A 26,125-nucleotide genomic window follows, 5' to 3' on the forward strand; every position below is an offset into this window, starting at 1 on the left:
CGTGGCGCGCCAAGGGCATTGACAGGGATGCCAGCCTGGTCAGCGCGAGCGGTGCCTTCTAAGCCATTGGTCCAAGGACACTGGCGAGCGGCGATGGCCGAGGGGAGCGGACGGCGTTGCCGCAACCTATATCCAGCCCGCCGGGCCACAGCATAACGGTGCGGCACGTATGGCTGTGCGATCCCGCCACGGGGTGGACCCCGGCGCTAGCTGGCCGGGATCCGTTGCGCGCGTCAGAAGCGCAGTGACAGGCAGGACATGCCGCCATCGAGCAGCGCGCAGTCGGTGTTGTCGATCTCGACCACCTCGTAGCCTGCCTTGTCCAGCAGTTCGGCCGTGCGCGGAAAGCCTGCTGCCATCAACACCAGGTTGTTGAAGCGGATGGCGTTGGCGGCGGCTTCCTCGCCTTCGGGGACGTGCAGCACACGGTAGCCCTCGAAACAGCCCGAAGCATCAAGGCGTTTGGTGGCCAGGATGGTCTCGGCATCCATCAGCGAGCAGTCGGTCTTGAAGTGCAGCACGCCCTCAGGCGTGAAGACCTCGCGCAAGGCGTGACCCCATTCAGTGGTGATCTCGGCCAGCTCGGCCACGCCCGCGGCATCGGTGCGGTCGGAGCGGCCGACCAGGATTTCGCGGCCGGTGACCAGGATGTCGCCGCCTTCGATATGGCCCGGGCCGGTGATCGCGCGGACGTCTTCGTAACAGCTGCGCAGGGTCGGGGCCATTTCGGCCACCTCGCCCAGTCGCGACGGCGCACCGGGGCGCATCAGGATGGCGCCCTGCGGCAGGCACAGGGCGGTGTCCTCGACGAACTGCGCATCGGGGAAGGCTTCCAGCGGGTCCAGCTCGATCACCTCGGCGCCGGTGCTGCGCAGGGCGGCGACATAGGCCGCATGGGCGGCCAGCATGCCGTCCAGGTCGGGGTTGCCCATGTCCTCGGCGCGCAGGCCGGCTGTGATGCTGGCAGCGGGGCGGCGGGTGATTGCGCGGGCAAATTCAAACGAGGGGTTGTCCATGGGTTACTCCTGTCCCGGCGTGCGGGGGGTGATGTCGATTTCCAGAAACGACGGTGCGTTGAGGGCCCGCGCCTGTTTCAGGGCGGTTGCGATGGCCTGCGGATCCTGCGGCACGCAGGTGTGGGCGATGCCGAAAGAGCGCGCGGCGGCGGCGAAATCCGGCGGCGTGGGGTCGCAGCCGACGACCGGGACCTCGACCTCTTCCATCGCCGAGGCGATCTCACCATAGCCACGGTTGTTCCAGATCACGAAGGTGACGGGCAGGTTTTCGTCCACTGCGGCCATGACCTCCGGCAGGGAGAACTGCGCGCCGCCGTCGCCGGTGATGCAGATCACCGGGCTGTCAGGGCTGGCGATGGCGGCGCCGATGGCGGCGGGGATGCCATAGCCGAGCGCGCCATAGCCGGTGGCGGCATTGAACCAGCCGCCGGGGCGGTCGTGGTCATAGTAGAGGTTGCCGGCATAGATCGGCTGGGTGGAATCGCCCACCATCAGCGCATCGGGCACCGCGTCGCGCATGGCGTTCAGCACCGCCACCTGCTGGCGGTAGGCGGGGCCGATTTCTTCGAACGCGGCGGCGCGGCTGGTTTCGGCCCGCGCCGCGCCGTCGGACTGGCGTGGCTGATCGGGCAGGGCAGAGCGAAGTGCCGCGGCGGCGGCGCGGGCGTGGCCTGGGATGGTCAGCGCCGCAGGGTGGCGGGCCAGCTGATGCGGGCAGATGTCGATGCGGATCAGGTTGGTCATCGCGGCCATGCGGCCAGTGGCATACATGTCGTAATCGGTTGGCCCCAGTTCTGTACCCAGGGCCAGAACGCAATCGGCATCTTCGATCAGATCGCGCACCGCCTGCAAGCTGGGGCTGGCGGGCACCGTCAGCGGGTGGTCGTGCAGCAGCCCGCGTGCGTTGGTGGTCTGCACGACCGGCGCGTCCAGATGTTCGGCCAGCGCGCGCAGCTCCGCACCCGCAGTCTTGGCGCCGCCACCTGCGAGGATCACCACCCGCTGCGCCTGTGCCAGCTGGCTCGCGGCGCGGGCGATCAGTTCCGGGTCGGGCGGCGGCGGGGCGCAGGCCGCGACCGCGGGAGCGTCCTTGGTGGCAGTGTCTCCCGCCACATCCAGCGGGATCTGCACATGGGTGGGGCCGGGGCGGCCAGAGTCAAAGGGCGCAAAGGCGGCGGCAAGCGCGCCTTCAAGTTCAGACGGGCGGGCGACATGCTGCGAGGTCAGCGCCACGGTCTTGGCCAGCGCATGCTGGTCGGGCAGCTCGTGCAGGTGCCCGTGCTGGCGGCCCAGCGTGGTGCTGGCGTTGACGCCGGAGACAACCAGCATCGGCACCGAATCGGCGCGCGCCTGGGCCATGGCGGTCAGCGTATTGGTGAGACCGGGACCGGTGATGACAAAGGCCACCCCCGGCCGCCCAGAGGCGCGTGCATAGCCATCGGCCATGAAACCCGCTCCCTGTTCGTGGCGCGGCGTGACGTGGCGAATGCCCGAGTTAGAAAGCCCGCGGTACAGCTCCACCGTGTGAACGCCGGGGATACCAAAGACGCATCCCACGCCGCGCGATTGCAGGCTGGTGACCAGCGCTTGGCCGACGGTTTCCTTGCTCATGCGACGCTCCGTTTGATGCGATTGGCGTGGGTTGTGATCCGCGTAAGTGCGGTGGCGAAATCCGCGTCATCAATTGTCAACGCGACCCGCACCCAGTTGCGCAGCCCGTCACCAAAAGCAGAGCCGGGCATCACCGCCACGCCGCTGTCCAGCAGGTTCCAGGCGTAGGCGTCTCCGTCCATACCGGTGGCGGAGACGTCGATGAGAGCAAACATGCCGGCCTTGGGGCGGTGAACACGCAGGGGGGTCTCGGCGTGCAGACGCTGTTCCAAAAGGTCCGCGCGGGCGGCAAAACGGGCCGCCATGCCCGCAGCCACGGCAGAGCCGTCGCGGATGGCTTTTTCAGTCATGTCCGCGATGAAGGGCTGGTTGCCGAACAGCATGGTCTCCGACACCGGCAGCAGCGCATCGCAGAATTCCCGTGGCCCGACGCACCAGCCGCTGCGGAACCCCGGTGCGGCGTGGGATTTGGAGATCGAGGAGACCGCGATCACCCGGTCGGCCAGCGCCGGGTCGGCCAGCGGTGAGACGAAGTCGGAGCCTTGAAAGACCAGATGCTCATAAACCTCGTCCGAGATGATCCAGAGGTCGTGTTCCAGTGCCAGCTGGCCGATCTCTTGCAGATCCTGCGCCGTCAGAATGGCACCGGTAGGGTTGTGCGGCGTGGTCAGCAGAATGGCGCGGCTGTGCGGGGTGAGACGCGCGGCGATGTCGCTGGCCTGGAGGCGAAAGCCCGCCTCCGGACGCAGCGGCACCGGCACCATGTCGGCACCGCTGGCGCGCACCACGCCCTCATATGTGGCATACATCGGATCGCCCACCAGCACCTCGTCGCCCGCCTCGGCCACGCCTTGCAGCACGGCATAAAGCGCGGTCTGGGTGCCGGGGAAACATAGCACATTGTCCGCGGTGAAGGCACGGCCGCGGCTGGCGCTGTAGGTCTCGGCCAGGGCGGCGCGCAGCCCTGCCTCGCCGCGACCGTCGGAATAGCCGGTGCGCCCCGCCTGCATGGCCTGGGCGGCGGTGGCAACCAGATCATCCGGGGCTGGCACATCGGGTTCGCCGATGGTCATTTCCACCAGATCAGCCCCGGCCTCGGCCAGTTGCCGGGCCTTCAGGTGCACCTCCCATTTGCCGCCGCCGAGACCGGCGAGGCGTTTGGTGACTGCTGTCAGTTTCATGGCTGTTCCGCCCCTTGTTCCAAATTCAATCCGATGATGGCGGCCACCGCATGCCGCCCTATGTCTGCCAGTTCTCCCGGCGCAAACGCATCGGGCAGGGCACCGCCCTCCAGCCAGAGACCGTCGATCACCGCGTTGCAGGCAATGGCGAGGCGGCGCTGGCGGGCCGGGTCCGCGTGGCTGTCGGCCTCGGCCAAAGCGGCGGCGATCAAACCCTGCAAATGGTCGCGGAAATAGGCGTAGGTGCGTTCGTGCGTCGCCTTCATCTGCGGATCCTGCTGCACCTTGTTGAGAAAACTGGCCCAGAGCGCGATGGCGCGCGGATCGACCACGGGCGGCGTCAGCGAGGCGTTGACGAAGGCGATCAGCCGCTGGCGGGCGCTGTCCGGCTGCGCGGCATCGGCGGGCAGGGCGCTGGCGGGGGCCATGGTCTGATCGGTCATCGCCGTCATGTGGTGTTCGTAGGCGGCGATGATCAGCTCTTCCTTGGAGCTGAAGTAATGCCGGATCAACCCTTGGGTGACGTCGGCGCGCTCGGCGATGGCGCGCACGGTTGCACCGCGCACGCCGTTTTCCGCCACCAGTTCCAGCGTGGCGAGAATCAGCGCCTGCTTCCGCGCTTCGGCGGATTCGCGTTTGAATTTGCGGCGCTCGTCGGTCACCTCAGCTCCTGTTTTTGCCTGGCGTTGAAATTATACGCTTGAATAATTACTGGAGTCGCGGCTTACTGCAATCGGAAAATTCAGGAAGACGCAGCAATGACCACATCCACCGCAGCCGCCGCCAGCCCGGAGACTGACACGCGCCAGGAGGCGATCCGGGTGGAGGGCTTGCACAAGTCATTCGGCGAACTGGAGGTTCTGAAGGGCGTGTCGCTGACCGCGCGGCAGGGCGATGTGGTGGCGATCATCGGCGGCTCAGGCTCTGGCAAGTCGACCATGCTGCGCTGCATCAACTTTCTGGAGACCCCAAGCGCGGGGCGTATCGTGATTGGCGGCGAAGAGGTGGCCATGCGTCCCGACGGCAGCCCTGCCAATGCGCGGCAGATCGAACGCATCCGCAGCCGGCTGGCGATGGTGTTCCAGCAGTTCAATCTGTGGACCCACCGCACCCTGCTGGAAAACGTGATAGAAGTGCCGGTGCATGTGCTGAAAACCCCCAAGGCGGAGGCCACCGCCCGTGCGCGGCAGCTGTTGGAGCGGGTCGGGTTGGCAGGCAAGGAGGACACCTATCCTGCTTATCTGTCCGGCGGCCAGCAGCAGCGCGCGGCGATCGCGCGGGCGCTGGCGGTGGACCCGTCGGCGATGCTGTTCGACGAACCGACCTCAGCCCTCGACCCGGAGCTGGTCGGCGAGGTGCTGACGGTGATCCGGGATCTTGCCGCGGAGGGGCGCACCATGCTGCTGGTCACCCACGAGATGAAATTCGCCCGCGAAGTCGCCAACCACGTCGTCTATCTTTATCAAGGCCGCATCGAAGAGCAGGGCCCGCCTGCCGAGGTCTTTGGCAACCCGCAGTCAGAGCGGCTGAAGCAGTTTCTCAGCTCGGTCGCCTGATCCACTACCACCAAAACAAAAAAGCAACTGGGAGAATAAGATGAAACTGAATGTATTGATTGCCGCAGCCACTGCCGCCGCCGCGCTGTCCGCCGGCGCCGCCACCGCTGAGCAGGTCAAGATCGGCATCGCCGCGGAACCCTATCCGCCGTTTGCCGCACCTGACAGTTCCGGCAACTGGAGCGGTTGGGAGGTCGAGATCATCGGCGCGGTCTGCGCCGCGGCTGAACTGGACTGTGTCATCACGCCGGTGGCCTGGGATGGCATCATCCCGTCGCTGACCGGCCAGCAGATCGACGCCATCATGGCCTCGATGTCGATCACCGAGGAGCGGATGAAGACCATCGATTTCACCGATCCCTATTACAACACCCCGGCGGTGATCGTGGCGGACAAGTCGATGGACATCGAGCCGACACCGGAATCGCTGGCGGGCAAGGTTCTGGGTATCCAGGCTTCGACCACCCACCAGGCCTATGCCCAGGCGCATTTCGGGGATGCCGAGCTGAAAGTCTATCAGACCCAGGACGAGGCCAACCAGGATCTGTTTGCAGGCCGCATCGACGCGACCCAGGCTGACAGCATCGCAATGGCGGATTTCGTGAACTCCGACACCGGCAGCTGCTGTGAGATCAAGGGCGCGGTCGCGGATGACCCGGCGATCCTCGGCCGGGGTGTGGGCGCAGGCGTGCGCAAGGGTGACGATGATCTGCGCGAGGCGCTGAACAAGGGCATTGCGGCGATCCTTGCCGATGGCACCCACGAGAAGATCACCGCCAAATACTTCACCACCAGCATCTACTAAGGCGCTGTTGTGACCGGACTGCTTGACTTACTGGGCCTCGGCGCCAGCGCAGAACTGCTGTCGCTGTCGGGCTGGGGCGGCAACCTGCTGCGCGGGTTGGCCAACTCTCTTCAAATCGCCTTTGGTGCCTTTGGCATGGGGCTGGTGATCGGGCTGTTCGGGGCCTATGGCAAACTCTACGGCGGGAAGGTCACGCGAGACCTTCTCGCCATCTATACCACGGTGATCCGGGCGGTGCCGGAACTGGTGCTGATCCTGATCCTCTATTACGTGGGCAGCGACCTCATCAACAAGATCTCCGCCGCGTTGGGCGGCGGCCGGGTCGAGATCAACGGCGTCGCGGCCGGCATCTGGGTGCTGGGCGTGGTGCAGGGGGCCTATGCCACCGAAGTGCTGCGCGGCGCCATCAAGGCGGTGCCAGTGGGCCAGATCGAGGCGGCAAAGTCTTATGGCATGCCGGGCCTGATGGTCATGCGGCGGGTAACGATCCCCGCGATGATGAGCTTTGCGGTGCCGGGGCTGGCGAACCTGTGGCTGATCGCCACGAAGGATACCGCGCTGCTGGCAGTGGTCGGCTTTAACGAGCTGACGCTGGAAACCCGGCAGGCGGCGAGCAGCACGCGGGCCTATTTCACTTTTTTCCTCGCGGCGGGGTTCCTGTACCTGATGGTGACCCTGTGTTCCGGCGCGGTCTTTGCGCGGATTGAAAGATGGGCGCGGCGCGGCCAGCCTTCGCTGAAGGGGGGCACGTCATGATCGGGCTGAAGGCGCTGATGCAGCCGCACCGCGTCGTGATGATGCTGGTCTTTGCGGCGTTGGCTGTCTGGTGCGCGCTGTCGCTGCGCTGGGACTGGATCCCGCAATATGCGCCGCTGGCGCTGGAGGGGCTGTGGACCACGCTTTGGATCCTCGCGGTTTCAACCGTCCTCGGTTTTCTGCTGGCGGTGCCGCTGGGGATGGCGCAGGCGGTTGGCCCCTGGTACCTGTCGATCCCCGCGCGCACCTTCTGCACCATCATTCGCGGCACGCCACTGCTGCTACAGATCTGGTTGCTGTATTATGGGCTGGGGTCGCTGTTTCCGCAGTTCCCCTGGATCCGCGGATCAGAGCTGTGGCCTTATCTGCGGCAGGCCTGGCCCTACGCGGTGCTGGCGCTGACGCTGTCTTATGCGGGCTATGAGGGTGAGGTGATGCGCGGTGCCTTCTCCAGCGTGGCCAAGGGCCAGCTGGAAGCGGCAAAGTCCTTTGGCATGCCACGGTTTACCATGTTCCGGCGGATCTGGCTGCCGCAGGCGGTGCGCAACGTGCTGCCCACCCTGGGCGGTGAAACGATCCTGCAGCTGAAGGCCACGCCGCTGGTGGCGACAATCACGGTGGTCGACATCTACGCGGTGTCCTCCAGGGTGCGGTCGGATACTTTCATCGTCTATGAGCCGCTGTTGCTGCTGGCGCTGGTCTATCTGGTGATCGCCGGCCTGATCGCGTTGGCTTTCCGACGGTTCGAGCAGGGCTGAGACAGCGCCTGCGGTCCCGGACGAACGCGCAGAGCGACCTGAGCCACTCTCAGGTTATCCCTTGCAAACGGCGCCATCGCACGGCTTTGGCCAAAACTTCACCCCAAGTGGTCGTCACATGGCCCGTTGGGGCGCTATGGCGTTGACGGGCTGTGCCGAGGCGCGCAGACTGCGGATACAGCAAGGAATTTCCCGAGCCAGCCTGAAATGTTTGCATTTCTTTTGCAAGTTCCGCCGAAACTGGCACCATGTTTTGAGATGTATCCGGTCAACTGGTCTTATCGGTTTCTGAAACTGTCACTGTCGGTGAAAGACCGGCAACCGCAAGCTTCTGCAACAAACAACAATAACAAAATCAATCCATAGGGAGATATTGGACATGACGATAAAGACTTCACTGTCGCGCCGCGCGGTGCTGAAAACTGCGGGCGCCGCGGCGCTGGCGGCACCGCTGTATTCCAAGAGCGCGCTGGCCTCCTCGGGCGAGGTCAACATCCTGATGTGGTCGGACTACCTGCCGCCGGAATTCATTTCCGGCTTTGAATCCGAAACCGGCATCAAGGTGAACTACACCGGCATCGGCTCGAACGAGGAAATCATCAACAAGATGAAAGCCACCAAGGGCCAGGGCTTCGACATCGTGTCGCCCACCAACAACCGTTCGCTGCAATGGGGGCCGCTGGAGTTGCTGAAGCCCTTTGACATGAACAAGGTCAATATCGACGCGGTGAACCCGGCGATGGCCAAGATCGGCACCGATGCCTGGAACTTCGACGGCGAGGGCGTGCATTGGCTGCCGCATATCTGGGGCACCGAAGGCATCGCCTACCGCACCGACAAATGGCTGCCCGCGGGCGATGCGCCCTCGTATGGCGATGTCTGGTCGGAAGAAAACGCCGGCAAGACCATGGGCCGCGCGCATTCGATGATGCTGGGTGCGGGCCTGTTCATGGAAGCCTCGGGCGAGATGGAGCCGGGCTCGATCTGGGCCGCCTATGAGGATGAGGAAACCATGCGCAAGGTCTGGGGCCAGGTCACCGACTGGTGCATGGCGCGCAAGGACCGGATCAAGCTGATCTGGAACGATGCCGACACCCAGAAAAACGGCCTGCTGAATGAAGGTGTGGTGGTTGGCCAGACCTGGGACGGCCCGCCGCTGGCGCTGAAATCCGCGGGCGAGCCGGTGCATTACCAAGCCCCGGTTGAGGGCGCGATGGCCTGGGTTGACGGCATTTCGATGCCGGTCGGCGCCGAGAACGAGGAACAGGTCTATGCCTTCCTCGACTATGCCTATCGCAAGGAACCGGCCGGCAAGGCGATCGACAGCCACGGCTACAACTCGCCGGTGCTGGGTGCGGACACCTACTCGGGCGATGTCTACAAGAAGAACTTTGCCGAAGCCTATCCGGGCAACTCACTGGCCAATCTGAACCCGTGGCCAGCCGAAGCGCCCTGGTATGCCGATGTGCGCACCGAGTTCGTGAACAAGTTCAAGAGCGCCTGATAGAAAGCGCCTGTCTTGCAGCTGGCCTCCGGAAACGATCGGGGGCCAGCCGTGCCGCGGCGGCGCGGCACATTCAACCAACAGCTAAGGGACGCAGATCTTGCGGCAACCGGTGGCGTGCCACCGGGTGGCGGTCTGCACCCAAGGGAGAAGCCAAATGAGTGCTGGGGTCGGCGTTGATCTCGAGAACCTCTGGATCCGTTTTGGGGACTTTGTCGCCGTGCGTGATGCCAATGTACACATCAATGGGGGCGATTTCTTTTCGTTCCTGGGGCCGTCGGGCTGTGGCAAGACCACGATTCTGCGGGCGGTCTCCGGCTTTCTGGACCCGAGCGAAGGGCGGGTGCTGATCGGTGGAAATGACATGAAGGGCATCGGCCCCAACAAGCGGCCCACCGCGCTGATCTTTCAGAATCTGGCGCTGTTCCCGCTGATGAAGGTTTGGGAAAACATCACATTTTCAATGGAGATCAAGGGCGCATCCATGCGCGAGCGACGCAAGCGCGCGGATGAGCTGTTGGACATGATCGCGCTGCCGGGGCAGGGCGACAAACTGCCCAGCGAGCTGTCGGGCGGCCAGCGCCAGCGGGTGGCCATCGCGCGCGCGCTCTGTGCGGAGCCGGACGTCCTGCTGCTGGATGAGCCCCTGTCGGCGCTGGATCTGAAGCTGCGCCAGCACATGCGCACGGAGCTGCGGGAGATCCAGCAGCGGGTCGGCATCACCTTCATCTACATCACCCATGACCAGGGCGAGGCGCTGACCATGTCCGACAACATCGCGGTGATGAAGGCCGGGGTGATCGACCAGATTGCCGATGGCAAGACCATTTACAACGACCCCGCCACTGCCTTTGCCGCGTCGTTTGTCGGTGAAAACAACGTGTTCCGCGGCAAGGTCAAGCGGGTCATGGGCAACGAGGCGCTGATTGAAACCAACCGCTCCGGCGACCTTATGGCGCGGATTTCGACCGCCAATCAGGGCCGCATGACCGAAGGCGATGAGGCGATGATGTTCATCCGCCCCGAGGCCCTCGCGTTGGCGGGTGAGGGCGCTGCCGCCGGCAATCTGGTCTCGGCGCGGGTCAACCACGAGGAGTTCGAGGGAAATGCCTTCAACATCTTCATGGAGGGCGACGGCGGCAAGGAGCTGAAGGTCTCGATTCCCAATGTGGGGCAGTCCTTTGACGATCACACCGGTCAGAACATCACCCTGCAATACGCCACGGAAAACGCCGTTGTCGTACCCGCGGGTGAGCTGGCCGCGGAATGAGGGGGCGCACGCCATGCCAGTCTTCCTGAAGGAATTCTTCAAGCGCAACGGCACCGGCATGGGCAGTCTGATGCTGGGTCTGGTCCTGTTCTGGACCATCGGTCTGATAATCCTGCCACAGCTGTCGATGCTCGACTTCTCGTTCCGCCCCAACCTGCCGCCGCCGGAGATCGGCGGCCCCAAGGATGTCTACACGCTGGAGAACTACAAGTACCTGATCTATGGCCCCGAAGGCGGCAGCCAGGACTACAACGCTGTCGACCTCAAGGTGTTCTTCCGCACGCTGCTGGCGGCGGTCTGCGTCACCATCTTCAACTTGATCCTGTGCTACCCGATCGCCTATTACCTGGCGCAGACCAAGGGCAATCACATCCGCATCTTTGCGCTGATGCTGATCATCCCCTATTGGATCAACGAGATCCTGCGCGCCTTCGCCCTGCGCATCATCTTCGGCGAGACCGGGGTGCTGAACAACGCATTGGTGGGATTGGGGATTTTCGACACGCCATTTGATTTCATCCGCAATGACATCGCACTCTATGCGGGTCTGGGGTACGCCTACATCCTGTTGATGATCTTCCCGATCTACAACGTTATCGAAAGCCTCGACCGCAACCAGATCGAGGCGGCGCGCGACATGGGCGCGAGCTGGGCCAAGATCCACCAGCGGGTGGTCATTCCCTACGCCAAGCCGGGGATTTCTTCGGGCTGCACCATGGTGTTCATGCTGTCGGCAGGCGCGCTGGCAGCGCCGCAGATCCTCGGCGGGCCGTCGAGCCTGTGGTTCACGCAGCTGATCTATCAACAGTTCAATGACAACTCCGACTGGCCGCAGGGCGCGGCTTATGCGGTGGTGCTGCTGGTAACCTGTATCCTGCTGGTGCTGGCGATCATGCGGCTGTTCAAGGTGAACATGGGGGATATTGGCAAATGAAGAACCTGTCTTTCATGCGCCTGAGCCTCTGGGTCTATCTGGGCGTGTTCTTTGCCTATCTTCTGGGCCCGCTGGTGATCATGTCGGCCACCGCCTTCAACTCACCGTCTTTCCCGCGGATGACCCCGTGGGAGTGCCTGACGTTCGAGTGGTTCTCGGCGCTTTTTCAGGACGAACGCATCCTGAACGGCATCTGGAACTCGATCCTGGTGGGGGCGGGCACGGTTGTGCTGTCGGTGGCGATGGGGCTGGCGGGGGCGCTGATGCTGACCCAGATCTGGCCCAAGCTGCGGGCGACCTATTACACCATCATCATCGCGCCGATCCTGATCCCCGGGGTGGTGATCGGCATCTCGACGCTGGTGTTCTGGGATCGGATCAACCGGATGCTGGGGCTTGGGGCGGACAGTTTTCTGTCGAACGGGTTGTTCCTGACCGTCATTGGCCAGTCCACCTTCATTGCCAGCTATTGCATGCTGGTGCTGGTGGCGCGGCTTCAGCGCTATGACATCGCACTGACCGAGGCGGCGCTGGATCTGGGGGCCACCCATGCGCAGGCGTTCCGCAAGGTGCTGCTGCCGTTCATGCGGCCCGCCATTGCCAGCGCCGCGGTGCTGGCGTTTCTGGCGTCCTTCGAGAACTACAACACCACCACCTTCACCTTTGGCGAGTACCCGACGCTGACCATCGAGCTGGCGCAGAAGGTGCGCTATGGCATCACGCCTGCGATCTCGGCGCTGGCCTTCATCATCGTGTTGCTGACAGTCTTTGCCGCCTTGGCAAACGAGGCTTCGATCCGCCGCAAGGAACTGGTGGCCATGGCGCGCAAGAACGCCACGGTGGAGGAGCTGGAAAGCGGCAAGCTTCGGCTGCCGGGTTTCCTCAGCTCCAATGTCGCGGCGGTGGCGCTGGTGGTTGTGGCTTGTGCAACGGTGGCGGTGGTTGGCACCGCGGCGGTCTACAGCCCGCAGCAATGTATCGCCGACGTGCAGGAGCAGAAACGGCTGGAGACTGAACAGCGCATCCAGGAGCTGCGCCGCCAGCGCGAGCTGCGCCGCCAGCAACAGCTGGAGCAGCAGGGGGAGGCGGCACCGCAGACGCAGCCGTCCGGCAACAACTCTGGCTTTGGCGGTGTGTTCAACCCCGGCAACCTGTCCGGTGACGGCAGCGACGCGGACGCCAGCCCGGCAGAAGAGCCACCCGCAGGGGGCAACTCCGGCTTTGGCGGTGCGTTCAATCCCGGCAACCTGTCCGGCAGCGACGACGCGGGATCAGGCAACTGATCCATCTTATCGTCCGGCCCATAGAAAAGGCGGTCCCTCGGGGCCGCCTTTTTTGCACTGCGGCGGGTGTTCAGGCCAGCGACCGTTGCGGCTCGCGGTCGGCGTAATATTGTTTGCGAAAGGCTTGCGGGCTGGTCTTGTACTCGCGCTTGAACCATTCGGTCAGGTTGCTGCGCGAGCCAAAGCCGGTGGCCTCGACGATCTCGGCCAGCGGCAGGGTCGTGTGCAGCAGCAGCTGGCGCGCCTTCTCAATGCGCAGCTTGCGATAGGCCGTCAGTGGGCTGGTGCGGATCTTTTGCTGAAAGCGGCGCTCCAGCTTGCGCGGCGAGACGCCAGCCTGGCTGGCAATGTCGCGGATCAGAAGCGGTTCTTCGATGTTGCGCTGCATCAGATCCAGGATCTTGACGATCAGCGCGTCGCCGCCGGCGGCCTGCCGCAGTTGCAACGACACGCGGGAGTGCTCCGCAGTCGGCCCGAGGGCCAGGCCCAGGTAATCGCACACTGCATCGGCGATGAAGGCGCCGCGGTCTTCGCGCAGGTAACTCGCCAGCAGGCGCAGCGCGGCAAAGCTGCTGATGGCGGTGCTGATCCGCTCCGTCGCAGTGGTCAGCGTGCCGCTAGGGGCGCAGGGCAGGTTCTCTTCCCTTGCGGCGGCCGCGAAATTGGCGTGCACCGCGGTCTCGTAAGGGGCGTTTAACCCGGTCTCGGGCAGCAGGAAGATGGCGCTGCCGGCGAACAGACAGCGCGGCGTCTGGCGGCAGATCCGCTGTAGACTGGCCCTGTCACCGCTGTTCAGGCTCCAGCGGCTGGAGATTCCCCCGAGAAAAATCGCGGTCCGCGGCTTCCAGCCTGCAGGGGCTGAGCGCATCTGCGGGGCAAGATAGCGCACATGCGTGCGGTAGGGCGCGCCGGGAAACAGGTCATTGGCGGCACGGAAAACCTCGCGGATCATTTGCGCGGCGGCTTGGGAGTCCTGCTGGGGCAGAATGATTTCCACATCATGGAAACGGGCCGTGGGTGTCGCTGGCGCGGTGGGCTGCGGAACTGGCATGGTCAGTGGTTCGAGACGGGACATCATTCTCTCCTCTGAGCGGGTCATGCGGGGGGCTGTCCCGCCGGTGATGTCGGCGGGACAGGGGAGCCGGGGGACAGCCCCCGGCCAAAGGCCTCAGCCTTCTTCGTAGTCCGACATCGGCGGGCAGGTGCAGACCAGGTGACGGTCGCCATAGGCGTTGTCGACCCGGTTCACGGCCGGCCAGTACTTGTCGACGCCAAGGTTGCCGGGCGGGAAGCAAGCCTGTTCGCGGGTGTAAGGCCGGTCCCAGTCCCCCACCAGATCGCGCACCGTGTGCGGCGCGTGTTTCAGCGGGTTGTTTTCGGGATCGATCTTGCCGTCGATGATGTCCTGCGCCTCCGAACGGATCGACAGCATGGCCTCGCAGAAACGGTCCAGCTCATCCTTGGGTTCGGATTCGGTTGGCTCCACCATCAGGGTGCCCGCAACCGGCCAGGACATGGTCGGCGCGTGGAAGCCGGAATCGACCAGACGCTTGGCCACGTCATCCACGGTCACGCCGCCCTCATCCGCCAGGGGGCGGGTGTCGAGGATGCATTCATGCGCCACACGGCCCGTCTCCGAGGTGTAGAGGATCTTGTAGGCATCCTTCAGGCGTGCAGCGATGTAGTTGGCGTTCAGGATCGCCACCTTGGTCGCCTGGGTCAGACCCGCACCGCCCATCAGCAGGCAGTAGGCCCAGCTGACCGGCAGGATCGAGGGCGAGCCGAACGGTGCCGCCGAGACCGGACCCACGGCGGTGCCGTATTCCGGGTGGCCCGGCAGGTGCTCCGCCAGATGCGCCTTGACGCCGATCGGACCCATGCCGGGGCCGCCGCCGCCATGCGGAATGCAGAAGGTCTTGTGCAGGTTCAGGTGGCTGACGTCGCCGCCGATGTCACCCGGACGCGACAGGCCCACCATGGCGTTCATGTTGGCCCCGTCAATATAGACCTGGCCGCCGTGCTCATGGGTGATCTCGCAGACCTCCTGCACGGTGGTCTCGAACACGCCGTGGGTGGAGGGGTAGGTGATCATGCAGGCGGCGAGGTTGTCGCTGTGCTGCTCGGCCTTGGCGCGGAAATCGGCAGTGTCGATGTTGCCGTTCTCGTCCGCTTTCACCGGGACCACCTTGTAGCCGACCATCTGCGCCGTGGCCGGGTTGGTGCCGTGGGCGGAGGTCGGGATCAGGCAGACGTTGCGGTGGCCCTGGCCGTTCGCCTCGTGGTAGTTGCGGATCGTCAGCAGGCCCGCATATTCGCCTTGCGCGCCGGAGTTCGGCTGCTGGGAGATCGCGTCATAGCCGGTGATCTGGCACAGCTTGTCGTTCAGATCGGCAATCATCTGGTGATAGCCCTGCGCCTGGTCTTCCGGGCAGAAGGGGTGCAGGTTGCCAAATTCCGGCCAGGTGACCGGGATCATCTCGATGGTCGCGTTCAGCTTCATGGTGCAGGAGCCGAGCGGGATCATCGCGCGGTCCAGCGCCAGGTCGCGGTCGGCGAGACGGCGCATGTAGCGGGTCATCTCGGCCTCGGCCCGGTTCTTGTGGAAGATCGGGTGTGTCAGGTACTCGCTTTCGCGCAGCGCGTAATCGGGCAGACGGTAGGCGCGGTTCTTGACGCTGTCGTCCTTCTTGTCGATGCCGAAGGCGCCCCAGACCGCTTCGATGGTCTCGGCGCGGGTCTGCTCGTCGAGCGAGATGCCGACGCGGGTTTCCCCCACTTTACGCAGGTTGATTCCGCGGGCAACTGCCGCTTCCATAACGGTTTTCTGGTGCGGGCCGACCTCGACGGTGATGGTGTCGAAGAACACCTCCGGCTCCACCTTGAAGCCGTGTTCCTCAAGGCCCGCAGCCAGACGCGAGGTCTTGCGGTGCACCGACTGGGCGATGGCCTTGATGCCGCTGGGGCCGTGGTAGACCGCATACATCGACGCCATCACCGCCAGCAGCGCCTGCGCGGTGCAGACGTTGGAGTTGGCTTTTTCGCGGCGGATGTGCTGCTCGCGGGTTTGCAGCGCCAGACGGTAGGCCTTGTTGCCGCGGGCGTCGACCGACACGCCGATGATGCGGCCGGGCATGGCGCGCTTCAGCTTGTCGGTGGTTGCCATGTAGGCCGCGTGCGGGCCACCGTAGCCCATCGGCACGCCGAACCGCTGGGTCGAACCGACGGCGATGTCGGCGCCCATTTCGCCGGGCGATTTCAGCAGCGCCAGCGCGAGGATGTCGGCGGCGACAACGGCAATGCCCTTGTGCTCGTGGATGGCTTCGATTTCCTTGGTGAAATCGCGCACGTGGCCGTAGGTGCCGGGATACTGGAAGATCGCGCCAAAGACCGCGCCCGGATCCAGTTCATCGGGATCGGCAACCACAACGTCGATGCCCAGGGGCTCGGCGCGGGTCTGGATCACGGCAACGGTCTGCGGGTGGCAGTTCTTGTCGACGAAGAAGGCGGCGTTGTTCGCCTTGGAGCGCGATCCGCGGTGCGCCATGGCCATGGCTTCGGCGGCAGCGGTGGCTTCGTCCAGCAGCGAGGCATTGGCGATGTCCAGCCCGGTCAGGTCGCTGACCATGGTCTGGAAGTTCAAGAGCGCCTCGAGGCGGCCCTGCGAGATCTCCGGCTGGTAGGGCGTGTAGGCGGTGTACCAAGCCGGGTTTTCCAGGATGTTGCGCAGGATCGGCGCTGGCGTGGTGGTGCCGTAGTAACCCTGACCAATCAGCGAAGTCAGCACCTTGTTCTTGGAGGCGACCTCCTTCATGTGGAACAGCGCGTCGCGCTCGGTCATCGCCGGACCCCAGTCCAACGCGTCTTTTTGGCGGATGGCAGGCGGCACGGTGGCGTCGATCAGCTCATCCAGCGTCTTGAAGCCGATGACCTGCAACATGTCGGCCATTTCCTGCGGGGAAGGGCCGATATGACGCCGGTTGGCAAAGTCATAGGCTTCGTAATCGGTTAGTTTGAAGGCCATTTGCAAGCGCTCCTTTGGAAAGGTCACGTCCAGCCGGGCTGTGGAGAGCCTCCGGCGGGGATATTTTCAGCCAGAAGAAGGGCGGATCCGGGCAGGCTGCGGCGGATCCGCGGCGAGGGTCAGCCGATCAGGGCCTTGTAGCCGTCCAGATCCATCAGCTCTTCCAGCTGAGAGGCGTCGGCGATCTTGATCTTGTAGATCCAGGCGTCGCCTTCGGGGGCTTCGTTCAGCGCGCCGGGGTTGTCGGCCAGGGTCTCATTGACCTCGACCACTTCGCCGTTCAGCGGCGCGTAGATTTCCGAGGCGGCCTTGACGGATTCGATGACGCCGATCTCGTCGCCCTTTTCAAAGTCGTCGCCGGTTTCGCGCTGCTCGACGAAGACAACCTCGCCCAGCTGGTCGGCGGCGTGCTGGGTGATGCCCAGGGTTGCCACGTCACCCTCGACGGTGATCCATTCGTGCTCTTCAGAGTAATAGGTGGCCATGTTCGACTCTCCTGATGTGGTCTTAGCGTTTGTAGTTCTGGGTGACGAAGGGCAGCGCAACGATTTCGGCGGGCTGCGCCTTGCCACGGATGATGAGGTTCACCTTGGTGCCAGCCGCGCTGTGCTCTGTCGCGACATATCCCATTGCAACCGGGCCGCCGACCGTGGGGCCGAAGCTGCCGGAGGTGATGGCGCCGATGCTGTCGCCCTCGAGCGTCTGCACCTCGACGCCCTGGCGGGCGGGGGCGCGGCCTTCGGGCTTGATGCCGACCAGCTTCTTGGCAGCCCCTTCGGCGAGTTCCTTCTGGATGCGGGCGGCACCGGGGAAGCCGCCTTCTTCCTTGCGGCGTTTCTGCATCGCCCAGGCCAGCGAGGCCTCCACCGGGGAGGTCGACTGGTCGATGTCGTTGCCATAGAGGCAGAGACCTGCCTCCAGACGCAAGCTGTCACGCGCGCCCAGACCTGCAGGTTCGCAGTCGTCATGGGCCAGGAACAGCTTGGAGATACGGATAGCGTCACCCTCGGGGATCGAGATCTCGTAGCCATCCTCGCCGGTGTAGCCGAGACGCGAGATGCGGCACTCGACGCCGTCGATCTCGGCAACGGTGGTTTCCATGAACTTCAGCTCGCGGGCGGAGGGGCAGAGGCTGCCGACAACTTCCTCGGCGCTGGGGCCCTGGACGGCGACCAGGGCGCGGTCGAAGATCTCGGTCACTTCGACGCCGTCGAGGTTCGCTTGCATGTGCGGGATGTCCTGGTGGCGCAGGGCGGCATTCACCACGACAAAGTAATGGTCACCGGCGTTGGAGACGATCAGGTCGTCCATGATGCCGCCGTCGTCATTGGTGAAGAAACCGTAGCGTGCCTTGCCTTCCTTGAGGGTGGCAAAGGCCTGCGGGCAGAGCGTTTCCAGCTTCTCGCCCACGTTCTCGCCGCGCAGGATCACCTGGCCCATGTGGGAGACGTCAAACAGCGCAGCCTTCTCGCGGCACTGCTTGTGCTCGCCCATGATGCCCATGGGGTACTGGACCGGCATCTCCCAGCCGGCGAAGTCGACCATCTTGCCGCCAAGTTCGACGTGCAGGTCATAAAGCGGGGTGCGTTTGGGTGCGTCGGTCATCCTGTGCAGCCTTTGAATTGGTTTAGGTGGGGGGAGGGAGGGCGCAGCTTGCGCCCTCCGCGTGTTTTACTTAGCTGCGCGGCCGGCTTCTTCGGAGCGCCCGCCGGTGGCAAAGAACTCTTTCGTCAGCTTGAAGACGATCGGGCTCAGCAGGGCCAGGGCGATCAGGTTCGGGATCGCCATCATTGCGTTCAGCGTATCCGCCAGCAGCCAGATGAAGCCGAGGTCGGCAGTCGCGCCAAAGTAGATCGCGATGATCCACAGGATGCGATAGGGCAGCATCACCTTCACACCGAACAGGAACTCCATGCACTTCTCACCATAGTAGGACCAGCCGAGGATGGTGGTGAAGGCAAAGATCGACAGCGCAATGGCGATCAGGTAGCCGCCAAAGCCCGGCAGCGAGGTCTCAAACGCCAGCGAGGTCAGTGCTGCGCCGCTTTCCCCCGAGGTCCATGCGCCGGAGGCGATGATTGCGAGGCCGGTGATCGAGCAGACGATGATGGTGTCGATGAAGGTGCCCAGCATCGCGATCAGGCCCTGGTTGACCGGACCTTTGGTTTCCGCCGCCGCGTGGGCGATCGGGGCAGAGCCGAGGCCCGCCTCGTTCGAGAACACGCCGCGCGCTACGCCAAAGCGGATCGCGGCCCAGACCGCCGCACCGGCAAAGCCGCCCTCGGCCGCCGATGGGGTGAAGGCATAGGTGAACACCATGACGAAGGCGTCGCCGATGGCATCCGCGTTGATCACCAGAACAATCAGGCCCGCGACAATGTAGCTGACGGCCATAAACGGAACCAGTTTGCCCGCCACCGCGCCGATGCGGGTGATGCCACCCAGGATCACGGCGCCGGTCAGCACCATCAGAACGATGCCGGTGATCGAGGGGTTGAAGCCGAAATTGGTTTCCAGCACCTGTGCCACGCCATTGGCCTGCACGCCGTTGCCGATGCCAAAGGCGGCAATCGCACCGAACAGGGCAAAGGCAACGCCCAGCCAGGCCCATTTCGCACCGAGGCCATTCTTGATGTAATACATCGGGCCACCGACGAAATTGCCTTCTTCGTCACGCTCGCGGAATTTCACCGCGCAGACCGCCTCGGAATACTTGGTGGCCATGCCGACCAGCGCAGTCATCCACATCCAGAACAGGGCACCGGGGCCGCCGAGGAACACGGCGGTGGCCACGCCTGCGATGTTACCGGTGCCGATGGTCGCCGACAGGGCGGTCATCAGCGCGTTGAACGGGCTGATCTGCCCCTCGCCGGTGCCTTCACGGCCCTTGAACAACAGGCCAAAGCCCATGCCCAGTTTCAAAATCGGCATAAACTTCAGGCCGACCTGAAGGAAAAAGCCGACACCCAGGATCAGAACCAGCATCGCCGGTCCCCATACGATCCCATTTACCCAGCCAACTGCTGTACTTAACGCTTCCATGGGTCTCCTCCCGCTTGCGTTAAATTTAAATGCCCTGGTCCAAGGCCGTCTGTCGGGCCTGTTTCAGGGCGGCAAAATCTTCGTCCGCGTGGAACGATGACCGGGTCAGCGGGGTGGCTGAGACATGCAAAAACCCCTTGGCACGGGCAATTTGTTCCAGTTGCACGAATTCTTCGGGTTCCCAGAAGCGATCAATCGGATGGTGCTTCGGGGTGGGCTGCAAATACTGCCCCACTGTCAGAAAGTCGACCTGTGCCGCGCGCAGATCGTCCATGACCTGTCGCACATCGTCCAGGGTCTCGCCCAGGCCCACCATGATGCCGGATTTGGTGAACAATTGCGGGTTGGCGCGCTTGGCGTCATCCAGCAGCCGCAGCGAGGTATAATACCGTGCGCCAGGCCGTACGCGCGGGTAAAGGCGCGGTACGGTTTCGAGATTGTGGTTGAACACATCCGGGGCGGCTTCGAACACCGCCTGCGCCGCCGTGCCCTTGCCCAGGAAATCCGGGGTCAGCACCTCGATCGTGGTGCCGGGGTTCTGGTGGCGGGTGGCGCGGATGGTCTGTGCGATATGCTCGGCTCCGCCGTCGTCCAGGTCGTCGCGGTCGACGGAGGTGATCACCACGTGGCGCAGGCCCAGCTTCTTGACCGCCGCCGCCACGCGGCCCGGCTCAAACGCGTCCAAGGTGTCGGGCTTGCCGGTTGTCACATTGCAGAAAGAACAGCCGCGGGTGCAGACCTCGCCCATGATCATCATGGTGGCGTGACGCTTGGACCAGCATTCGCCGATGTTGGGGCAGGCGGCTTCCTCGCAGACCGTCGCCAGATCGTGCTCGCGCATCAGTTTTCGGGTTTCGTAATACTCCGCGCTTTCGATCTTTTTCTTGCGGATCCACTTGGGCTTGCGCGGGATCGCGCTGTCGGCCTTGTGGGCTTTTTCCGGGTGGCGGGGACGCAGCTGGATGGTCATCTGGCGGGCCTTTCGGATCAGGCGTGGATGGCGCGGCCGAGCGCGTCGAGGCAGGCTTCCTTGACGGCCTCGCCCAGGGCGGGATGCGCGTGACAGGTTTGCGCGACCTCGGCGACAGTAACACCTCTGGTCATCGCGAGCGCCAGTTCGGCGATCAGGTCGCCTGCATGGGCACCGCAGATATGCGCGCCGAGGATGCGGCCATCGGGGCGGGCCAGCACCTTGACCGCGCCGTCGGTCTCGCCGGTGGCACGGGCGCGGGAGTTGGCCATGAAGGCGAATTTGCCGCTGATGTAGTCGATTCCGGCGTCTTTCAACATCTCCTCGGTCTGCCCGACAGAGGCCACTTCGGGGTCGGTATAGACGACACCGGGAACGGTGTTGTAATCCACATGGGCCGCCACGCCCGCCAGCATCTCGACGCAGGCAAGGCCGTCTTCTTCGGCCTTGTGGGCCAGCATCGGGCCGGGCACGCAGTCGCCGATGGCGTAGATGCCGGGCACCGAAGTCGAGAAACGCTCATCCACTTCAATGAACCCGCGGGCGTTGATCGAGACGCCCAAGGCCTCCAACCCCAGACCACGGGTGACCGGGCGGCGGCCGATGGCAACCAGCACCTTGTCAGCCTCGATCTGCTCTTCCATGTCCTTGCCGACGCGTTCCACGGTGAGGGTCAGGCCCTGTTCGGCCTTGTCAACGGACTTGAGCGCGCGGCCCAGCTGGAATTTCAGCCCACGCTTGGACAGGGCGCGTTGCGACAGTTTGGCGATCTCGGCGTCGATGCCGGGCAGGATCCGGTCGAGGTATTCGACCACGGTGACCTTGGCGCCAAGGCGCGACCAGACCTGACCCAGCTCCAGCCCGATGACGCCCGCGCCAACCACCACCAGATGCTCCGGCACTGCCTCCAGCGCCAGCGCGCCGGTGCTGCTCAGCACGTCTTGCTCGTCGATCTCCACCCCGGGCAGCGGCGTGGGCTCGGAGCCGGTGGCGATCAGGATGTGCTTGGCGGTGTATGTGTCCGCACCGACCTGCACCTGACCGGGTGCAGGAATGCTGGCCCAGCCTTCGATCAGGTCTATACCGTTCTTCTTGAACAGAAATCCAATACCCTTGGTCAGATCCGCAACGGTCTTATGCTTGCGGGCCATCATTGCGCCCAGATCCAGGCTGGCGCCTTCGATGGCAATGCCATGGGCGGCCAAACCAGCCAATGCGGCATATTTCGACGAGGAGGTCAGCAAAGCCTTGGAGGGGATACAGCCCACGTTCAGGCAGGTGCCGCCAAGCGCACTGCGGCCCTCGACACAGGCGACCGACAGGCCCAGTTGCGCTGCCCGGATCGCTGCGACATAACCGCCCGGACCGCCTCCGATTACAATCAGATCGTATGCGCTCATTTGGGGCCTCCTCATGGAATTCGGTCAGGGACCGGCACGTATGCTGCTGTATACGACGCTGCATGTTCCCTATAGGAAACTTTTTCCCTGATGCAAACAAAAAGTGGCGCGAGGGAAATTTTGACCGCAAAATACATCAAAGCTAAACTGCTTGGGTAACAGGAGAATTGACGCCGATGGAACCGATTTCCTTAGACGATACAGGGCTTGGGCCCGAGGCCGCCGAGGCACCGGACGGGGAAATCCTGGGAAAGATGATTCGCGACGCCCGCAAGGAAAAGGGGCTGACGCTGGAAGAAGCAGCCAAGGCCGCTGCTATTGGGCGCTCGACCCTGTCAAAGATCGAGAACAACCAGACCCGGCCCAGTTTCGAGATTATCCGCCGCCTGATGCAGACGCTGGAGCTGGAAACGCCGCAGCTGTTCGTGCAGTCGGGCCAGGGCGGGGTGACCGGGCGGCGCGATTATACTCCCACTGGCAGCGGCGAGCACAAGGAGACCGCCACCTACGACCACGAGCTGTTGTGCAGTGATCTGACCAGCAAACGCATGGTGCCCTATATCAGCACCATCAAGGCCCGCGACGTCACCGAGTTCGACAATTGGGTGCGCCATCAGGGCGAAGAGTTCATGTTCGTGCTGAGCGGCGAGGTCATTCTGTATACCGAGCACTACCGCCCGCTGCGGATGGGGCCGGGGGATTCCGTCTATTACGACAGCGGCATGGGCCATGGCTGTGTCTCCACCAGCGCGGAGGATGCCCGCGTGCTGTGGGTCTCGCTGGAGGGGTGATTTGGCGCACGCCGCTTTCCCAAGCGGGCGGCATCACCTAAACCACGTTCGACGCCGCAACACACAGAGGGGATGCGATGAAACTGGACCCGGTGGATATTTCCGGCTCGGCCTCGGCCTCTGCCGGTGTCTTCGAGGCGCTGCGTCAGGCCATCATCGAGGGTCGCCTGGCGGAGGGAGAGCCGCTGCGACAGGATGAAATCGCCCGCCACTTCAGGACCAGCCGCCTGCCGGTGCGCGAGGCGATCAACCGGCTGGAGGAACATGGGCTGGTGCGAACCCAGCGCTTTAAAGGCGCGGTGGTGGCGGGGCTGTCGGCGGATGAGGCGGCAGAGATCTTTGAGTTCCGTGCCTTGCTGGAGCCGGAGATCATCCGCGATGCGGTGCCGCGGATGGATGCGGCGCTGTTGGCGCAGGCGCGGGCGGATTATGCCGCCTTTGATGCCTCTGCCAACCCGCGGGAGTGGGGGCTGCTGAATCGCAGGTTTCATGACGGGCTCTACAGTGCCAGCCGCCTGGGCTACTTCCGCGAGGCCGCCAGCAGTGCGATGGACCGGATCGACCGTTACATCCGGGCGCAGCTGGTGATGAGCGATGGCATGCAGCGCGCCGGGCGCGAGCATCTGGACATTCTGCAAGCCTGCGAGGCAGGCGACGCGCGGCTGGCGTCCGATCTGACGCGGGCGCATATCCAGGCGGCCAAGGGCTCGCTTCTGGCGCATTTCCCGCGGTCAGCGGTGCCCTGAAAACCGCCGTGCCCCTTTTTGGCAAGGGGCGCGGCGAATGTTGGCGGGGGTCAGATCAGAAATCTTCCCACTTGCCCATTCCGTTGGTGCCGGTGGCGGCGGGCGCCGCGCGGGCTGAGTCTTCGTCCTGCCAGGGATCAACCTCAGCGCCGGTGCCCGCAAAACCACCTGTGTCGGGCGCATGTGCGGCAAACGGGGCCGGGGCGCCTTGCCCGGAGATGGTGAAATGCGCGACCAGCTCAGCCAGTTTGCCGGCGTCGCTGTTGAGCATGTGGCCGGCCGCGGTGGCCTGTTCCACCATCGCCGCATTCTGCTGGGTCACCTGGTCCAGCTGGGTCACGCCGGTGTTGATCTCGTGCAGGCCGGTGGACTGTTCCGACGCGCCCTCGGCAATGTCGGAAACCAGCTGCGAGATATGGGCGACCTGCGACACGATGCTTTGCAACGCCTCGCCCGCCTTGCCGACCAGATCGACGCCACGCTCCACCTGTTTGGAGCTGTCGGAGATCAGCGTCTTGATCTCCATCGCCGCATCCGATGACCGCTGCGCCAGCGCCCGCACCTCAGAGGCGACCACGGCAAAGCCCTTGCCGGCTTCGCCCGCCCGCGCCGCCTCGACGCCGGCGTTCAGCGCCAGCAGGTTGGTCTGAAAGGCAATGTCGTCGATCACGCTGATGATCTGGCTGATATGGGTCGAGGACTGCTCGATCTCGGTCATCGCCGCAACCGCGCTTTGCACCACGGCGTCGCTGGTCTCGGCCTCGTTGCGGGCCTGCTGCATCGTCGCCTCGACGCTGCGCGCGCCCTCGGCGGCGGATTTCACGCTGGCCGTCAGCTCATCCAGCGCGGCGGCGGTCTGTTCCAGCGTTGCGGCCTGGCTTTCGGTGCGATGCGACAGGTCGTCGGAGGCCTGGCTGATCTCGGCGGCGCCGCTGCGGATGCTGCCAGAGGCCTCGATCACCTGCTGCACGGTGGCGTTCAGATTGCTGACGGTGCTGTTGAAATTCTGCCGCAGCTGTTCGTATTCCTGCGGGAAGGTGTCCTCGATGGGCTGCGAGAAGTCGCCGTCTGCCAGCCGCACCAGACCATTGCTGAGGCTGTCGACGACCTCCTGCTGCTGACGCTGCATCTCTGCGCGCTCCTCTTCGGCGGCGCGGGCCAGTTTCAGGTCGTCCTGCATCGACAGGAGCGTCTTGCCGATCTTGCCGATCTCGTCGCGGCGCTGCGCGGCCTCGACCTCAGTGTCCAGATTGCCACCGGCGACCGATTCCATGTTGTCGCAAATCCGGTTGATGGGTTTGGTGATCGAACGCGCGAACAGCCAGCCCAGCAGGGATACGGCCAGGGCGCAGGACAACGAGACGAGCAGCATGATCTGGCGCTGCTGCGCGGCCGGGGCCAGCAGCTCGCTGTGGTCCAGCTCGGCAACTACAGTCCAGTTGATGTCGCGGAAGGCCACGGGCGCGGTCACGGCGGCGACGGTGCGGCCGTCCGGTTTTTGAACTGCGGGGTAAAAGCGGGCGGCTGCGTCGTCAGCGGCAAGGGCCGTCTCGAAATGTGACTGCTGTGGCAGTTCTTCCAGAACCGCATGGCCATTCTCCAGCCGCGAACGGGTACGGGCCTTGAGGTCTGTGCCGATCAGATAGGTGTCGAGGGTCTGCTTGTCGCCGCCAGAATTGGAGGTGATGCGGGTGATGTCCCCGACAGTGATCTGCACGACAAACACCCCGATAAACCGGCCAGCTTCATCTACGATCTGGGTTGCCGCAAAGGCCGCGGGCGCCTGGCCGCTGGGCTCATAGGCGGCAATGTCGGAGAAATAGACCTGCTTGGCATCGCCCGAGACGGTCTTTTGAAAGACCTCTCCCAGACCGGAGCTTTTGTAAGGCCCGGACAACAGGTTGCTGGTGTAGTCGTCCTCCTGGGTGGCGGAAAAGACGACATCGCCGTCAGGGCTGATCAGCGCCACGTTGTAAAATCCCATCCGTTCTATGATGCGCTGGAACGGCGGCAGGTTGCGGTTGAAATGCACATCATACGGCGACGCTGCGGAGGCGAACATCGCCAGGTTTCCGACCGCCGCCTTGTCCGCACCAGCGCGTGTCGACCAGGTGACGTGGAGATCCTTGACCGCCTTGGCGGTGGACGGCACCGAGGCAATGGTCAGCGTCGCCGCCTCGACGCCCTTGAGGTAGGAGTGCAACGCCAGCTCCCGGTCTCGGACCAGCGACATCATGAAGTTTTCCGCATCTGCAACCACGCTGCGCCGGAAATAAGTGGTGCTGACTGCGATCAGGACGACCGTCAGTGTCAGGGCGATGAAGACGATCAGCAGCGGCAGCTTGTGCGCGAGTTTCAGAGACTTGAACATGGATACCTAAACTCCGGCGGATGGGCGCCCGGCGGGTGTCGGACCCGTCGGAGCAGAAAACGCAAATTTCCAGTCATGAAGTCACAGGAAGGTGAGGGAGACGTTAACCG

General features: G+C 64.2%; 22 protein-coding genes. 10 read left to right on the forward strand and 12 right to left on the reverse strand.

Annotated elements, in window-relative coordinates:
• Positions 1–233: 233 nt before the first annotated feature.
• Genes AC0IPL_RS14535 through AC0IPL_RS14550 form a run of 4 tightly spaced genes read right to left on the reverse strand, consistent with a single transcriptional unit; the run spans position 234 to position 4,470 of the window.
• Positions 234–1,016 carry an arginine deiminase family protein gene (locus AC0IPL_RS14535; protein ID WP_474275315.1) on the reverse strand — a complete coding sequence of 261 codons (783 nt, stop codon included), beginning with the start codon at positions 1,014–1,016 and terminating at the stop codon, positions 234–236.
• A gap of 3 nt (positions 1,017–1,019) precedes the next feature.
• The gene (locus AC0IPL_RS14540; protein WP_474275316.1) at positions 1,020–2,627 is read right to left on the reverse strand and encodes a 5-guanidino-2-oxopentanoate decarboxylase; all 1,608 of its coding nucleotides are present in this window, start codon (positions 2,625–2,627) and stop codon (positions 1,020–1,022) included.
• The gene (locus AC0IPL_RS14545; RefSeq protein ID WP_474275318.1) at positions 2,624–3,808 is read right to left on the reverse strand and encodes a pyridoxal phosphate-dependent aminotransferase; all 1,185 of its coding nucleotides are present in this window, start codon (positions 3,806–3,808) and stop codon (positions 2,624–2,626) included. Before AC0IPL_RS14545 ends, AC0IPL_RS14540 begins: the two co-directional genes overlap by 4 nt.
• Complete coding sequence (locus tag AC0IPL_RS14550; protein WP_474275319.1) at positions 3,805–4,470, reverse strand: TetR/AcrR family transcriptional regulator; 666 nt, start codon at positions 4,468–4,470, stop codon at positions 3,805–3,807. The genes AC0IPL_RS14545 and AC0IPL_RS14550 overlap by 4 nt, the downstream gene beginning before the upstream one ends.
• 96 nt (positions 4,471–4,566) lie before the next feature.
• On the opposite strand from AC0IPL_RS14550, the gene AC0IPL_RS14555 reads away from it, so the two are divergent.
• The 8 genes from AC0IPL_RS14555 to AC0IPL_RS14590 all read left to right on the forward strand — a co-directional run bounded on the left by AC0IPL_RS14555 (position 4,567) and on the right by AC0IPL_RS14590 (position 12,674).
• A complete protein-coding gene (locus AC0IPL_RS14555; RefSeq protein ID WP_474275320.1) occupies positions 4,567–5,364 on the forward strand; it encodes an ABC transporter ATP-binding protein in 798 nt (265 codons plus the stop codon).
• A 40-nt stretch (positions 5,365–5,404) separates the two neighbouring features.
• Complete coding sequence (locus AC0IPL_RS14560) at positions 5,405–6,169, forward strand: transporter substrate-binding domain-containing protein (RefSeq protein WP_474275321.1); 765 nt, start codon at positions 5,405–5,407, stop codon at positions 6,167–6,169.
• Between the two features lie 9 nt (positions 6,170–6,178).
• A complete protein-coding gene (locus tag AC0IPL_RS14565; protein ID WP_474275322.1) occupies positions 6,179–6,925 on the forward strand; it encodes an ABC transporter permease in 747 nt (248 codons plus the stop codon).
• Positions 6,922–7,683 carry an ABC transporter permease gene (locus AC0IPL_RS14570; RefSeq protein ID WP_474275323.1) on the forward strand — a complete coding sequence of 254 codons (762 nt, stop codon included), beginning with the start codon at positions 6,922–6,924 and terminating at the stop codon, positions 7,681–7,683. Before AC0IPL_RS14565 ends, AC0IPL_RS14570 begins: the two co-directional genes overlap by 4 nt.
• Positions 7,684–8,062: 379 nt before the next feature.
• Complete coding sequence (locus AC0IPL_RS14575; RefSeq protein WP_474275324.1) at positions 8,063–9,187, forward strand: extracellular solute-binding protein; 1,125 nt, start codon at positions 8,063–8,065, stop codon at positions 9,185–9,187.
• A 157-nt stretch (positions 9,188–9,344) separates the two neighbouring features.
• Positions 9,345–10,457 carry an ABC transporter ATP-binding protein gene (locus AC0IPL_RS14580; RefSeq protein WP_474275326.1) on the forward strand — a complete coding sequence of 371 codons (1,113 nt, stop codon included), beginning with the start codon at positions 9,345–9,347 and terminating at the stop codon, positions 10,455–10,457.
• A 13-nt stretch (positions 10,458–10,470) separates the two neighbouring features.
• Positions 10,471–11,391, forward strand: a complete 921-nt coding sequence (locus AC0IPL_RS14585; RefSeq protein ID WP_474275328.1) for an ABC transporter permease — start codon at positions 10,471–10,473, stop codon at positions 11,389–11,391.
• Positions 11,388–12,674, forward strand: a complete 1,287-nt coding sequence (locus AC0IPL_RS14590; RefSeq protein WP_474275329.1) for an ABC transporter permease — start codon at positions 11,388–11,390, stop codon at positions 12,672–12,674. The genes AC0IPL_RS14585 and AC0IPL_RS14590 overlap by 4 nt, the downstream gene beginning before the upstream one ends.
• A gap of 70 nt (positions 12,675–12,744) precedes the next feature.
• On the opposite strand, the gene AC0IPL_RS14595 is transcribed toward AC0IPL_RS14590, so the two are convergent.
• The 7 genes from AC0IPL_RS14595 to lpdA form a co-directional block, all read right to left on the reverse strand.
• On the reverse strand, positions 12,745–13,749 hold the full coding sequence (locus AC0IPL_RS14595) for a helix-turn-helix domain-containing protein (protein WP_474275330.1): 1,005 nt from the start codon (positions 13,747–13,749) through the stop codon (positions 12,745–12,747).
• A 93-nt stretch (positions 13,750–13,842) separates the two neighbouring features.
• Complete coding sequence (gcvP, locus tag AC0IPL_RS14600) at positions 13,843–16,695, reverse strand: aminomethyl-transferring glycine dehydrogenase (RefSeq protein ID WP_474275331.1); 2,853 nt, start codon at positions 16,693–16,695, stop codon at positions 13,843–13,845.
• A 119-nt stretch (positions 16,696–16,814) separates the two neighbouring features.
• Complete coding sequence (gene gcvH / locus AC0IPL_RS14605) at positions 16,815–17,180, reverse strand: glycine cleavage system protein GcvH (RefSeq protein WP_474275332.1); 366 nt, start codon at positions 17,178–17,180, stop codon at positions 16,815–16,817.
• A 22-nt stretch (positions 17,181–17,202) separates the two neighbouring features.
• Positions 17,203–18,300 (reverse strand): glycine cleavage system aminomethyltransferase GcvT, encoded by a 1,098-nt coding sequence (gene gcvT, locus AC0IPL_RS14610; RefSeq protein ID WP_474275334.1) that lies wholly within the window; start codon positions 18,298–18,300, stop codon positions 17,203–17,205.
• 66 nt (positions 18,301–18,366) lie between these two features.
• Entirely contained in the window at positions 18,367–19,737 is a 1,371-nt protein-coding gene (locus AC0IPL_RS14615) for an alanine/glycine:cation symporter family protein (protein ID WP_474275336.1), read from the reverse strand.
• A 25-nt stretch (positions 19,738–19,762) separates the two neighbouring features.
• Complete coding sequence (gene lipA / locus AC0IPL_RS14620; RefSeq protein ID WP_474275337.1) at positions 19,763–20,707, reverse strand: lipoyl synthase; 945 nt, start codon at positions 20,705–20,707, stop codon at positions 19,763–19,765.
• 17 nt (positions 20,708–20,724) lie between these two features.
• Positions 20,725–22,107 (reverse strand): dihydrolipoyl dehydrogenase, encoded by a 1,383-nt coding sequence (lpdA, locus tag AC0IPL_RS14625; RefSeq protein ID WP_474275338.1) that lies wholly within the window; start codon positions 22,105–22,107, stop codon positions 20,725–20,727.
• Positions 22,108–22,283: 176 nt separating this feature from the next.
• Between lpdA and AC0IPL_RS14630 the strand changes: the two genes are divergently transcribed.
• Together AC0IPL_RS14630 and AC0IPL_RS14635 are read left to right on the forward strand one after the other, a co-directional pair.
• Entirely contained in the window at positions 22,284–22,898 is a 615-nt protein-coding gene (locus AC0IPL_RS14630) for a helix-turn-helix domain-containing protein (protein WP_474275339.1), read from the forward strand.
• 77 nt (positions 22,899–22,975) lie between these two features.
• Complete coding sequence (locus tag AC0IPL_RS14635) at positions 22,976–23,644, forward strand: GntR family transcriptional regulator (RefSeq protein WP_474275340.1); 669 nt, start codon at positions 22,976–22,978, stop codon at positions 23,642–23,644.
• Between the two features lie 55 nt (positions 23,645–23,699).
• On the opposite strand, the gene AC0IPL_RS14640 is transcribed toward AC0IPL_RS14635, so the two are convergent.
• The gene (locus tag AC0IPL_RS14640; RefSeq protein WP_474275341.1) at positions 23,700–26,015 is read right to left on the reverse strand and encodes a methyl-accepting chemotaxis protein; all 2,316 of its coding nucleotides are present in this window, start codon (positions 26,013–26,015) and stop codon (positions 23,700–23,702) included.
• Positions 26,016–26,125: the final 110 nt, after the last annotated feature.

The sequence above is a fragment of the Leisingera sp. SA32 genome (assembly GCF_056033425.1).